Source organism: Streptomyces sp. SKN60, assembly GCF_026236535.1.
Taxonomy (GTDB): domain Bacteria; phylum Actinomycetota; class Actinomycetes; order Streptomycetales; family Streptomycetaceae; genus Streptomyces.
Genome location: NZ_JAHTMW010000013.1, coordinates 175583 through 187905, shown reverse-complemented (window position 1 = coordinate 187905; position 12323 = coordinate 175583). Strand labels below are relative to the sequence as shown.

General features: G+C 70.3%; 14 protein-coding genes. 8 read left to right on the top strand and 6 right to left on the bottom strand.

Annotated features, from left to right (window positions below):
- Nucleotides 1-655: 655 nt before the first annotated feature.
- Nucleotides 656-1045: a VOC family protein gene (locus KV205_RS22850; RefSeq protein ID WP_265866412.1), complete on the bottom strand. Its 390-nt coding sequence runs from the start codon at nucleotides 1043-1045 to the stop codon at nucleotides 656-658.
- Nucleotides 1046-1853: 808 nt separating this feature from the next.
- Nucleotides 1854-2270: a VOC family protein gene (locus KV205_RS22845; RefSeq protein ID WP_265866411.1), complete on the bottom strand. Its 417-nt coding sequence runs from the start codon at nucleotides 2268-2270 to the stop codon at nucleotides 1854-1856.
- 133 nt (nucleotides 2271-2403) lie between these two features.
- Between KV205_RS22845 and KV205_RS22840 the strand changes: the two genes are divergently transcribed.
- Nucleotides 2404-3630, top strand: a complete 1227-nt coding sequence (locus KV205_RS22840) for an FAD-dependent monooxygenase (RefSeq protein ID WP_265866410.1) — start codon at nucleotides 2404-2406, stop codon at nucleotides 3628-3630.
- Nucleotides 3631-3661: 31 nt separating this feature from the next.
- On the opposite strand, the gene sigJ is transcribed toward KV205_RS22840, so the two are convergent.
- Nucleotides 3662-4582: an RNA polymerase sigma factor SigJ gene (gene sigJ / locus KV205_RS22835; protein WP_265866409.1), complete on the bottom strand. Its 921-nt coding sequence runs from the start codon at nucleotides 4580-4582 to the stop codon at nucleotides 3662-3664.
- 82 nt (nucleotides 4583-4664) lie between these two features.
- Between sigJ and KV205_RS22830 the strand changes: the two genes are divergently transcribed.
- Together KV205_RS22830 and KV205_RS22825 are read left to right on the top strand one after the other, a co-directional pair.
- Nucleotides 4665-5099 (top strand): hypothetical protein, encoded by a 435-nt coding sequence (locus tag KV205_RS22830; RefSeq protein ID WP_265866408.1) that lies wholly within the window; start codon nucleotides 4665-4667, stop codon nucleotides 5097-5099.
- 10 nt (nucleotides 5100-5109) lie between these two features.
- A complete protein-coding gene (locus KV205_RS22825; RefSeq protein ID WP_265866407.1) occupies nucleotides 5110-6039 on the top strand; it encodes a DMT family transporter in 930 nt (309 codons plus the stop codon).
- Here the strand turns inward: KV205_RS22825 and KV205_RS22820 are convergent.
- Nucleotides 5942-6826, bottom strand: a complete 885-nt coding sequence (locus KV205_RS22820; protein WP_265866406.1) for a LysR family transcriptional regulator — start codon at nucleotides 6824-6826, stop codon at nucleotides 5942-5944. The genes KV205_RS22825 and KV205_RS22820 overlap by 98 nt on opposite strands.
- Nucleotides 6826-7212, bottom strand: coding sequence for a PLD nuclease N-terminal domain-containing protein (locus tag KV205_RS22815; RefSeq protein WP_265866405.1), 387 nt, complete (start codon nucleotides 7210-7212; stop codon nucleotides 6826-6828). The genes KV205_RS22820 and KV205_RS22815 overlap by 1 nt, the downstream gene beginning before the upstream one ends.
- Before the next feature lie 91 nt (nucleotides 7213-7303).
- Here KV205_RS22815 and KV205_RS22810 point away from each other — a divergent pair, with 91 nt between their 5' ends.
- The 3 genes from KV205_RS22810 to KV205_RS22800 are packed head-to-tail and all read left to right on the top strand — an operon-like array spanning nucleotide 7304 to nucleotide 10356.
- Nucleotides 7304-8755 carry a menaquinone biosynthesis decarboxylase gene (locus tag KV205_RS22810; RefSeq protein WP_265866404.1) on the top strand — a complete coding sequence of 484 codons (1452 nt, stop codon included), beginning with the start codon at nucleotides 7304-7306 and terminating at the stop codon, nucleotides 8753-8755.
- Nucleotides 8752-9654 carry a menaquinone biosynthesis prenyltransferase MqnP gene (mqnP, locus tag KV205_RS22805; protein ID WP_265866403.1) on the top strand — a complete coding sequence of 301 codons (903 nt, stop codon included), beginning with the start codon at nucleotides 8752-8754 and terminating at the stop codon, nucleotides 9652-9654. The genes KV205_RS22810 and mqnP overlap by 4 nt, the downstream gene beginning before the upstream one ends.
- A 21-nt stretch (nucleotides 9655-9675) precedes the next feature.
- Entirely contained in the window at nucleotides 9676-10356 is a 681-nt protein-coding gene (locus KV205_RS22800; RefSeq protein ID WP_265866402.1) for a UbiX family flavin prenyltransferase, read from the top strand.
- A gap of 13 nt (nucleotides 10357-10369) precedes the next feature.
- On the opposite strand, the gene KV205_RS22795 is transcribed toward KV205_RS22800, so the two are convergent.
- Nucleotides 10370-10510: a hypothetical protein gene (locus tag KV205_RS22795; protein ID WP_265866401.1), complete on the bottom strand. Its 141-nt coding sequence runs from the start codon at nucleotides 10508-10510 to the stop codon at nucleotides 10370-10372.
- A 113-nt stretch (nucleotides 10511-10623) separates the two neighbouring features.
- On the opposite strand from KV205_RS22795, the gene KV205_RS22790 reads away from it, so the two are divergent.
- Both KV205_RS22790 and mqnE read left to right on the top strand, forming a co-directional pair.
- On the top strand, nucleotides 10624-11079 hold the full coding sequence (locus KV205_RS22790) for an Lrp/AsnC family transcriptional regulator (RefSeq protein ID WP_265866400.1): 456 nt from the start codon (nucleotides 10624-10626) through the stop codon (nucleotides 11077-11079).
- Between the two features lie 59 nt (nucleotides 11080-11138).
- Nucleotides 11139-12302, top strand: a complete 1164-nt coding sequence (mqnE, locus tag KV205_RS22785; protein WP_265866399.1) for an aminofutalosine synthase MqnE — start codon at nucleotides 11139-11141, stop codon at nucleotides 12300-12302.
- Nucleotides 12303-12323: the final 21 nt, after the last annotated feature.

Here is a 12323-nt window from a genome sequence, read left to right as displayed (position 1 = left end):
GATGGCGGGCCGGTGGGTGGTGGGGCCGGGTATCGCTCCGCACCGGGGGAATTCTGCCGCCCGGTGGGCGGGGGCTCGCTTCACGGCGAGGGCGAGTGGGGCCGTTCCCGCCGGTCAGGGGTGCGCGGGAGTGGAATGGGGTGCCCATTCCCGGCTGGCGGCCGACGCCCGCCGTCAGGCCGGGGCGCATGCCCCGCTGATCACGGCCGGCGGGTGGCACAAACCCCGCTCGCGCGAGGTCCTGGGCGACGACGGGCGCCTCTGGAGTCACACCCGCCTCGCCCGCCCCGTCGGGGGACGGGGATTGCCGACTTTGCACCGCCCGGCAGTGGCCAATGAGGATGACGGGCGGGCGAAGTCGGCAAACCCCGGGCCTCCGCGCGGCGCATGGGGCCGGTGTGACTTCAGGGGCGAGCTACGGACGGGACCGGCCCGCGATTGCGGGGTTTGCATGCCGACCGGGCGTCTGCGCCCTGCCTGGCGGAACGAAGTCGGTCATCCGCAGCCGCGATGAGGCGGATGTGAACTCCTGGGCGTCCAACGCCTCGCGCGAGCGGACTTGGGTTTCGCAGCGCACATCGGCGGCGATTGCATGGGGTGCAACAGCCGTCGAGGACCGCACCCGTGCTTGGGGTGCGGCCCTCGACGTGTGTGGTTACGAGGTCCAGCCGCCGTACGGCACGGTGATGAGTTCCATCGCGTGGCCCGCCGGGTCCATGAAGTACACGCCGCGGCCGCCGTCGTTGCGGTTGATCGTGCCGGGCTGCTTCCGGTGGGGGTCGGCGTAGTGCTCGATGCCGCGCTGTTCGATCTGCGCGTACGCCGCGTCGAACTCCTCCTCGGAGATCAAGAAGGCGTAGTGCTGGGGGGTGATGCTGTCCGCGGGGATGGTGGCGAAGTCCAGCGTGACGCCGTTGCCCAGGCCGACCGCGATGAACGGACCCCACTCGGCGGTGATCTCAAGGTTGAGCAGGTTCGCGAAGAACTCTGCGGACTCCCGGTTGTCCCGGGCGTGAACGATCGTGTGATTCAACTCGACTGACAAGGAATGCCTCCGAAGGCATGTCCTGACACCTCCATGCCTCACCCAGCCGGTGACCGACACGCGATGTCGCCGTAGATCATAGGCGTACCTACGGAGAAAGTCGACGGTGGTTGATGAGGGCCGGCCGGGATCGTCGACCCCGCCGCGCCCTGGATCGCGTGTCCCGCGATCGCCGGCCCGCCGTCGGCCACCGCCCGAACAACACCCACACCCGTCCGGCACCACCCCACCCTCAACCAGGCCCCGGGATTGCGGACTTCGCCCGCCCGTCACCGCCATTCACCCCTGCCAGGCGACACAAAGTCCGCAACCCCCACCCCCGATGGGGCGCGTGGGACTTCTGTGATTCCAGAGGTGACCTACAGAGTCGAAGGCCTCGCGCAAGCGGGGTTTGCCCGCTCGTCCCCGCCATCGGCCCTTTCCGGGCGGTGCAAAGTCGGCAATCCCCACCCCCGACGGGGCGGGCGAGGCGGATGTGACTCCAGAGGCGCCCGTCGTCGCCCAGGACCTCGCGCGAGCGGGGTTTGTGCCACCCGCCGGCCGTGATCAGCGGGGCATGCGCCCCGGCCTGACGGCGGGCGTCGGCCGCCAGCCGGGAATGGGCACCCCATTCCACTCCCGCGCACCCCTGACCGGCGGGAACGGCCCACTCGCCCTCGCCGTGAACCGAGCCCCCGCCCACCGGGCAGCAGAATGCCCCCGGTGCGGAGCGATACCCGGCCCCACCACCCACCGGCCCGCCACCCGCCCACGGCGCCCGGGCACTACCCGGACCCTTCGCGCGGCCCCGCCCCCTACCGCCCGACGGCTACTGGTCGCGGTTGGGCCAGACGGGGCGGCCTTCGGGGGTCCAGGTGACGCCCTTGTTGCGGCAGAGGCAGAAGGGGTGGCCGATGGGGTCGGTGTAGACGCGGAAGCCGTAGCCGTCGGGGTCGGTGCAGTCGCGCTGGAGGGTCGCGCCGAGGGACAGGACGCGGCGCTGTTCGGGCTCGATGTCGTCGACTTCGAAGTCGAGGTGGAACTGCTTGGGGTGCTCGCTGTCGGGCCACTGCGGGGCGCGGTAGTCGTCCACCCGGATGAAGGCCAGTTCGATGTCGCCGAGCTTGATGCCGGCCCAGTTCTCGTCACTGCCGGCCTTGACCGGGAGCCCCGTCACCTCGGAGTAGAAGGCTGCCAGCTTCATCGTGTCCGGGCAGTCGATGATGAAGTCGGTGAGTCGTAGCATCCGGTGATCCTGCCACAGGACCGAACGGCGTCGGTGCCTTGTCGGTTGCCGTAAGCGCGTTGTCGGCGGCCTGTCGGTGGGGGGCGATCAGCCTCGTACGCAGGGAAGTTCCGCAGACGTACGAGGAGCGCACATGTCCATACCCAGCGAATCGAAGAGCGTCCTGATCTCCGGCGCCAGCATCGGCGGCCCCACCCTCGCCTACTGGCTGAACCGGTACGGCTTCCGCGTCACGGTGGTGGAGCGGTCCAACGGCCTGCGGCCGGGCGGGCAGGCGATCGACGTGCGAGGGCCGGCGCTTGAAGTCGCCGAGCGGATGGGGGTGTTGGAGGAGATCCAGCGCCGGAGTACCGACCTGCGCGGGATGTCGACCGTCGACGCCGACGGCAACGAGCTGTCCAGGACCACCGAATTCACCATGAGCGGCGGGCAGATCGACAGCCCGGACGTGGAGATCCTGCGCGACGACCTCGCCCGGATCCTGTACGGCGCGGGCGGCAGCGGCATCGAGTATCTCTTCGGGGACTCCATCGCCACCCTGGACCAGGACGACGACGAGGTGCGGGTCGTGTTCGACAGCGGCACGTCACGCGTCTTCGATCTGGTCGTCGGCGCCGACGGCGTGCACTCCCACACGCGCGGACTCGTCTTCGGGCCCGAGGAGAACTACCTGCGCCACCTGGGCGGTTACCTCGGGGTCTGGACGGTCCCCAACCATCTCGGCCTGGACCGCTGGGAGGTGATCTACCAGATGCCGGGACGGGATGTCTGGGGTGCGATGGTGATGAGCGTGCGGGACAACTCGGAGGCCCGCGCCTTCATCGGGATCGAGTCCGACGAGCCGCCCGCGACGTTCCTCCCGCGCGACACCGACGCGCAGAAGCGGCTGGTCGCCCGCGCGTACGAGGGGGCCGGCTGGGAGCTGCCGAGGCTGCTCAAGGAGATGTGGAACGCCTCCGACTTCCACCTCGACGCGCTGGCCCAGATCCACATGGACACCTGGTCCCACGGCCGGGTGACCCTCCTCGGTGACGCGGGCTACTGCGCGTCGCCCGCCTCCGGCCAGGGCACCACGGTGGCCATGACCGCCGCGTACGTCCTGGCGGGCGAGCTCGCCGCCGCGCCCGGCGACCACCGCGCCGCCTTCGCCGCGTACGAAAGGGAGCTGCGTGACTTCGTCGCCGTCAACCAGGAGGTCGCGCTGATCAACCAGGCCGGCAAGCGCACGCAGCGGGAAGCGCCGGCGGACCGGGCCGAGCCGCTCGCCCCGCACGAGGACGACGCGTTCGCGGAGGCCCTCGCCAAGCTCGGCGCCTTCCGGCTCAAGCACTACGAGGAGGACGCGCTGTCTCCTCGATGACTCCCGCTGAGGCGACCGGACCGGCCCGGCCTCACGCCCCGGCGTCCTCCCCCGGGCCGCGGGGCTGCCAGGGGCCCAGCTTCTCCGGGTTGCGGACCGCCCAGATGCGGGTGACGTGGGCGCCCGTGACCTCGAAGGCGGCGACCGTGACGGTGGTGCCGGTGTGCTGGGCGACCAGGCCGGGGGTGCCGTTGACGGTGTGTTCCAGGAGGGTGAGGCCGGGGGCCTTGGCGGCGATGAAGAGCAGGTAGTCGGCGATGCGGGCGGCGCCTTCGAGGGGGCGGAGGACGGCGCCGGCCAGGCCGCCGCCGTCGGCGACCAGGGTGGCGTCCGGCGCGAGCAGGGAGACCAGGGCGTCGATGTCCTTGGCCTCCCAGGCCCGCTTGAAGGCGCGCACCAGACCGGCCGGGGCCGGCGGCGGGGCGGGGGTAGGGGTGGGGATGCGGCGGCGGGCCGAGGTCGCGAGCTGGCGGCAGGCGGCCGGGCTGCGGCCGAGCATCGCGGCGACCTCGGCGAACGGGTAGCGGAAGACGTCGTGGAGGACGAAGGCGACCCGTTCGGCCGGGGTCATCGCCTCCAGGACCACCAGGAAGGCCATGTTCACCGACTCGTCCAGGGTGATCCGGTCCGCCGGGTCGGCCGGGTCGACCGGGCCGGAAGCCACTCCCGTCCACTCGGTGCGGTCGGGCAGCGGCTCCGGGATCCACTCGCCGACATAGCGCTCACGGCGGGCGCGCGCCGAGCCCAGCTGGTCCAGGCAGACCCGGGTCGCGACCGTGGTCAGCCACGCGCCCGGGTTCTCGACCGCGTCCTGCCGCGCGCGCGTCAGCCCGTACCAGCGCGCGTACGTCTCCTGCACCGCGTCCTCGGCCTCCGTCACCGAACCCAGCAGCCGGTAGGCCAGGTTGGTCAGGTGGCGCCGCTCGCCGATGACCTCGCTCGTGTACCCCACGTCCCCCGCCTCACATTTCGCGGTGCCGTCTCGTCGGGGATACGGAACACCCTCCGAGCGGCCCAGCGAAAAGGAATTCGTCATGAGCGAAAGCAGCACCAGCAGCACCAGCAGCACCAACCTCTTCACCCGCATCGCCATCGGGCTTCAGACCCTCACCCTCTTCTTCCAGGCCACCACCGCCGGGCTGCTCCTCTCCACCTCCTACGGCGAGACCCTCCACAGCGTCGGCGCCCGCGTCATGTACGGGGCGACCATGCTGTACGTGCTCGCCGCCGTCCTCGCCTGGAAGCCCGGCGGCGGCCCGGCCCGACCGGTCCTGTACTCCACCGGGTTCCTCGTGCTCGCCTCGGCGCAGGTGATCCTCGGCATCGCCCACCAGCCCGCCGCGCACGTCCCCCTCGGGGTGCTCATGTTCGGCCTGAGCGTCCTCGACCTGGGGCGATCGGTGGCCCCGATGGCCCGATCGGCAGGACGCCCCACTGGCTCGTGGACCGCGACCCGCGCCCGTTCGTAGCGTCATGGGCATGAGAAACGAGACCAGGGGAAACATCGAACTGACCGCCGCCATGGTGCTCTCCGGCACCCTCGGCGTCTTCGTCGTCGAGTCGGGGGCCTCCCCGTTCAACGTCGTCTTCTTCCGGTGCGTCTTCGGGGCCCTCGCCCTCGGCGTCTACAGCCTGGCCCGCGGCTTCTTCACCGGCCACGGGTTCACCCCGCGCAAGCTCGGGCTCGCGGCGCTCGGCGGGGCGTTCATCGTCTTCAACTGGGTGTTCCTCTTCGAGGCCTACGAGGCCACCTCGATCTCCTTCGCCACCGTCGTCTACCACACCCAGCCGTTCTTCCTGGTGGTCCTCGGCGCGGCCGTGCTGCGGGAGCGGATCAGCGCCGGGAAGCTCGGCTGGCTCGCCGTCGCCTTCGCCGGGCTCGTCCTCGTCTCGGGCATCCGGCCCGGGGACACGGCGTCGCTGAAGGGCCTCGGCTTCGCGCTCGCCGCCGCCGTGCTCTACGCCCTGTCGACGATCGTGACCAAGCGGATCAGCGGCGTACGGCCCCACCTCATCGCCCTCGTGCAGGTCACCACCGGCATCCCGCTGCTCCTGCCCTTCGCCGACTTCGGCGAGGCCGCGCGGCTCGGCGCCGGCTGGGGCTGGCTGGTCGGGCTCGGGATCGTCCACACCGGAGTGATGTACGTCCTGATGTACGCGGCGTACGCCAAGCTGCCCACCGCCCGGATCGCGGTGCTCGCCTTCACCTACCCGGCCGTCGCGATGGGCGTCGACTGGGCCGTGTACGGGCACCACATCGGGCTCGTCCAGGCGCTCGGCGTCCCGCTGATCGTCCTGGCCAGCCTCAAGGTCACCCTTGCTGCTCGGACACCAGCCGCCGCGCCTGCTCCACGAACAGCCGCACATGCGCCGGCAGCCGCTTCCCCCGCCGCCACGCGATCTGCGTGAAGAGCCTGAACGGCGGCTGCCAGTCCAGTACCACCAGCGCCCCGGACGCCAGTTCCTCGTGGACGGCGATCCGGGGCAGCAGGGCGATCCCGAGCCCCGCCGCCACGCCCCGCTTGCTGGCCTCGATCGTGCCGTACTCGGTGAACACCGGCCCGTACGGCTTCAGTTCGGCCTCGAACAGGTCCCGGTAGGCGCAGCCGGGCTCCGTGCCCACGAGCGCCGCGCCCGCGAGCTCCCCGGCGCTGAGACCGGTGCGCCCGGCCAGCGGGTGGCGCGGCGAGGCCACCAGGACCAGCGGCTCCTCGGCGAGGACCTCGCTGTCCAGGCCCTCGTGCTCCGTCTCCCGCTCCATCAGCAGCCCGAGGTCGTACGTGCCCTCGCGCAGCGCCTGCCGGGTCGCGTCGCCGAGGGTGGGGCGCAGGGCGAGCCGGATGCCCGGGTAGCGGTGGTGGAAGAGTTCGAGGAGCGGCGGCAGGCGGTAGGAGGTGAGCGACTCCATGGTGCCGACGGCGATCGTGCCGGCCGGTTCGCCGTCGCCGGTGACGGCGGTGCGGGCCTCGTCGGCGAGGGCGATGATCTGCCGGGCGTACGGAAGGAGTCGCTCGCCGGCCTCGGTGAGCCGGATCCGGGAGCCGAGCCGTTCGAAGAGCTCGACGCCCAGCGAGGTCTCCAGGGCCTTGACCTGGCTGGTGACGCTGGACTGGGCGTAGGCGAGTTCGGCGGCGGCCCGGGTGAAGGAGAGGACCGTGGCGACCTTCTCGAAGGTGACGAGGAGCCGCAGCTCCATCAGCTCTCCGACTCTTCCCCGCGCTCGCGGCGCTTCAGCTCCTCCTCGCGGCGGCGCAGGTCGGCCTCCCAGTCCTTCAGGAGCGCCTCGTCCTTCTTGTTCTCGTCGCGCAGCGACTTCAGGAACTCGGGGTTGTCGTCCGGGGCGACCCACTCGTGGCGGTGGTTGCGGTGCCACTCGCTGGGCGTGCGGCCGCCGGCCGGGGCACGGCGCATCTTGCCGGCGGCGAACCAGACGATGGGTCCGACGATCCAGAAGAGCAGGATGATGATGACCCAGACCACCTTGGGCAGGTGCTTGGCCTCGTCCTCGGGGGTGTTGAGGCAGTCGATGAACGCGTAGATCGTCAGCGCCAGCGGCAGGATGTACATCAGCGCCCTGAGCATGTGGGACAGCCCCCTGGAAAGCATCGGCGGGCAGCGGTTTCGGCGGCCCCGGTGACGTGCCCAGCCTAGCCGGTGACCGATACTGACCCCTATGGCTTACGACGATCTCCGCTCGCTGCTCCGGGCGCTGGAGCGCGAAGGCGACCTCAAGCGCATCAAGGCCGAAGTCGATCCGTACCTGGAGGTCGGGGAGATCGTCGACCGGGTGAACAAGGCGGGAGGCCCGGCGCTGCTCTTCGAGAACGTGAAGGGCTCCGCCATGCCGCTCGCGATGAACGTCTTCGGGACGGACCGCCGGCTGCTCAAGGCGCTCGGCCTGAAGTCGTACGAGGAGATCAGCGAGAAGATCGGCGGTCTCCTCAAGCCGGAGCTGCCGCACGGCTTCGTCGGGGTCCGCGAGGCCTTCGGGAAGCTGGGCTCGATGGTCCACGTGCCCCCGAAGAAGGTCAAAGAGGCACCGGTCCAGGAGGTCGTGCTCACCGGCGACGACGTCGACCTCGACCGGCTGCCGGCCCTCTTCACCTGGCCGAAGGACGGCGGCTCCTTCTTCAACCTGGGCCTGACCCACACCAAGCACCCGGAGACGGGCGTACGGAATCTCGGCCTCTACCGCCTGCAGCGCCACGACAAGCGCACCATCGGCATGCACTGGCAGATCCACAAGGACAGCCGCAACCACTACGCGGTGGCCGCCGAGCGCGGCGAGCGGCTGCCGGTCGCGATCGCCTTCGGCTGCCCGCCGGCCGTCACGTACGCCTCGACCGCCCCCCTGCCGGGCGACATCGACGAGTACCTCTTCGCCGGCTTCGTGCAGGGCAAGCGGATCGAGATGGTCGACTGCAAGACCGTCCCGCTCCAGGTCCCGGCGCAGGCGGAGGTCGTGATCGAGGGCTGGCTGGAGCCGGGCGAGATGCTGCCGGAGGGGCCCTTCGGCGACCACACCGGCTTCTACACGCCGCAGGAGCCGTTCCCGGCGCTGAAGATCGACTGCGTCACGATGCGGAAGCGTCCGCTGCTGCAGTCGATCGTGGTCGGCCGGCCGCCGACCGAGGACGGGCCGCTCGGGCGGGCGACGGAGCGGTTCTTCCTGCCGCTGCTCAAGATCATCGTGCCGGACATCGTGGACTACCACCTGCCGGAGTCCGGCGGCTTCCACAACTGCGCGATCGTCTCGATCGACAAGAAGTACCCGAAGCACGCGCAGAAGGTCATGCACGCCATCTGGGGCGCGCACATGATGTCGCTGACCAAGCTGATCATCGTGGTCGACAAGGACTGCGACGTGCACGATCTGCACGAGGTGTCCTGGCGGGCCCTCGGCAACACCGACTACGCCCGCGACCTCACGGTCGTCGAGGGCCCGGTGGACCATCTGGACCATGCCTCCTACCAGCAGTTCTGGGGCGGCAAGGCCGGTATCGACGCCACGAAGAAGCTGCCCGAGGAGGGCTACACCCGGGACGGCGGCTGGCCGGACATGGTCGAGTCGGACCCGGCGACGGCGGCCCTGGTGGACCGCCGCTGGAAGGAGTACGGGCTGTGACCACCGCCGCCGTGCCCGGCGCCCAGCCGGGCCGCACCAAGGCGTTCCTCCGCCTCGTGATGATCGAGCACTCGGTCTTCGCGCTGCCCTTCGCGTACATCGCCTCGCTGACCGCGATGTTCCAGCTCGACCGGCGGATCCACTGGTGGACGCTGTTCCTGGTGACGGTCTGCATGGTGGGTCTGCGGACCTTCGCCATGGCGTGCAACCGGATCATCGACCGGGAGATCGACGCCCGCAATCCGCGCACCGCCAACCGCGAGCTGGTGACGGGCGCGGTGTCGGTGCGGTCCGCGTGGACCGGCGCCGGCGTGGCCGTGGTCGTGTTCCTGGGCGCGGCGGCGCTGCTCAACCCGCTGTGCCTGGCGCTCGCGCCGCTCGCCGTGATCCCGATGGTGGTCTATCCGTACGGGAAGCGGTTCACCAACTTCCCGCACGCGATCCTCGGTCTCGCCCAGTCCATCGGCCCGATCGGCGCCTGGCTCGCGGTGTCGGGGGAGTGGTCCTGGGACGCGGTGATCCTCGGTCTCGCGGTCGGCATCTGGATCGGCGGCTTCGATCTGATCTTCGCCTGCCAGGACGTCGCCGCCGACCGGGCGGAGGGCGTCATGTCGGTCCCGGCCCGCTTCGGCATCCCGGCCGCCCTGTGGGGCGCTCGGGTGTCGGCGGTCGTGACGACGGGCCTGCTGGTCTGGTACGCGCTGGCCACGGACGCGGGCGTGTTCTTCTGGGCCGGACTGGTGATCGTGGCGGCGGCGTTCTGCTACGAGCACTCGATCGTGAAGCCGCACGACCTGTCCCGCCTGAACCGGGCGTTCTTCACCGTCAACGGTTTCATCGGCATCGCGCTCTTCGTGTGCGCGCTGCTCGACCTGCTGGTGCGCGGGCTGACGGTCTAGGCGCCGGATAGGCTCGGCGGCGTGGAGCCGAACAACAGCAAGCAGCGTCGTCCCTGGGTGGTCGGGGTGTCGGGGGCGTCGGGGACGCCCTATGCCGCCGCCGTGCTGCGGGGGCTGCTGGCCGCGGGGGAGGACGTCGACCTGATCGTCTCGCGGGCCTCGCGGCTGACGCTGCTCGACGAGACCGGGATCGCCTTCCGGGACGCGCACTGGCGCGAGGACCTGGCGGCGTGGCTGGCGCGGGGGGCCGACGGGAAGCCGGACACCTTCGACGCCGATGTGAGCGGCGTGCGGTTCTGGCCGGCCGGTGACCTGGCGGCCGGGCCGTCCTCGGGCTCGTACCCCGTCAAGGGGATGCTGGTGGTGCCGGCGTCGACGGCCGCGGTGGCGGGGATCGCACTCGGGCTTTCGAAGGACCTGCTGCAGCGGGTGGCGAGCGTGACGCTCAAGGAGCGGCGGCCGCTGGTGGTCGTCGTGCGGGAGACGCCGCTGAACGGGCAGACCCTCAGGCACATGGTGGCGCTGGACGAGGCGGGCGCCGTGGTGCTGCCCGCCTCTCCGGCGTTCTATACGGGGGCGACGCACATCCAGGACCTCGTGGACTTCGTCGCCGGGCGGGTGCTCGACGCGGCAGGGGTGCCGCACGAGCTGTACCGCCGTTGGGAGGGAGAGCTCGGTGGTGCCTCGTCCCGCCCTGATTAGGCCTCCGGCGCTGCTAGCGCTTCTTGGCGGCGGCGCGCTTCTTCGCACCGCGCTTGGAGGCGGACGGCTGGTGGGCACGCGAGCGGTTGGCCAGGTCCTGCAGCTCGCGCATACGGGCGTAGGCCATCTCGATCGTGTACACGGTGAACACCACTCCTGAAAGATCGTCTTTGATCCACTGAAAGATTCACAGGGTGTCGGCCCCTGTGTACCTTAGATTCTATACCTAAACTCGCGGTACCGCTGGACAATGGAAGGTGTTTCCCTATGGACGCCGTGGACAGGCAGCTCATCCAGGCCCTGCGCGAGAACGGTCGCGCCTCGTACGCCGAACTCGGCCGGCTCGTCGGGCTCTCCGGCCCCTCCGTGACCGACCGCATCAACCGCCTGGAGGCCGCCGGTGTCATCACCGGCTACCGCGCCACCGTCGACGCGGCCTCCCTCGGCCTCGGCGTCACCGCGCTCATCGGCATCTCGCTCTCCGACGCCGCCGACCACGAGGACGTGGCCCGCCGCCTGAAGGACCTGGCCGAGATCGAGGACTGCTGGTTCATCGCCGGCGACGACTCCTTCATGCTCAAGGTCCGCGCCAGCGACGTCGACGGCCTGGAGAAGACCATCCGCCGCCTCTCCGGCACCAAGGGCGTCTCCCGCACCCGCACCACGATCGTGCTCTCCACCAAGTGGGAGAACCGGGTCGGAGATCTGCCCGAAGAGGTCTGAGAGTACGGTTGGCAGGCCTGTTTCGGAGAAAAGGTCGGAGAACAAGGGAGGCGGCCGTGATGGACGTCGGGCTCAAGCGTGAGCTGGAGCAGAAGGTCCTCGCCGGCGAGCGGCTGAGCCGTGAGGACGGCATCGCCCTGTACGAGTCGGACGATCTGGCCTGGCTCGGTGGCCTCGCCCACGAGGTGCGGACGCGGAAGAACGGCGACGTCGTTCACTTCAACGTCAACCGGCACCTCAACATGACCAACGTCTGCACCGCCTCCTGCGCCTACTGCTCCTTCCAGCGCAAGCCGGGCGAGAAGGACGCGTACACCATGCGCATCGAGGAGGCCGTGCGCCTCGCGAAGGCGATGGAGAACGAGAACCTCACCGAGCTCCACATCGTCAACGGGCTGCACCCCAACCTGCCCTGGCGCTACTACCCGCGCTCGCTCTCCGAGCTGAAGAAGGCGCTGCCGAACGTCTCGCTCAAGGCCTTCACCGCCACCGAGATCCACCACTTCGAGACCATCTCCGGCCTGACGGCCTCGGAGATCCTCGACGAGCTGATCGAGGCCGGTCTGGAGTCGCTGACCGGCGGCGGCGCCGAGATCTTCGACTGGGAGGTCCGGCAGCACATCGTGGACCACAACACCCACTGGGAGGACTGGTCCCGGATCCACCGGCTCGCGCACGAGAAGGGTCTGAAGACCCCCTCGACCATGCTCTACGGGCACATCGAGGAGCCGCGCCACCGCGTGGACCACGTGCTGCGGCTGCGCGAGCTGCAGGACGAGACCGGCGGCTTCCAGGTCTTCATCCCGCTGCGCTACCAGCACGACTTCGTCGACATGCAGGACGGCAAGGTCCGCAACAAGCTGCAGGCGCGCACCACGATGGCGACCGGCGCCGAGGCCCTGAAGACCTTCGCGGTCTCCCGGCTGCTCTTCGACAACGTCCCGCACGTCAAGGTCTTCTGGGTCATGCACGGCGTGCAGACCGCCCAGCTGGCGCTGCAGCACGGCGCGGACGACATGGACGGCTCGGTCGTCGAGTACAAGATCACGCACGACGCCGACAACTACGGCACCCCGAACAAGCTGACCCGGGAAGACCTCCTGGAGCTGATTCAGGACGCCGGATTCCGGCCGGTCGAGCGCAACACGCGCTACGAGATCATCCGCGAGTACCCGGGCCCGGACGCGGAGCGCCGCGAGGCGCCGCAGCCGATGCGCCTCTGATGCGGCTCTGATCCGTCTCTG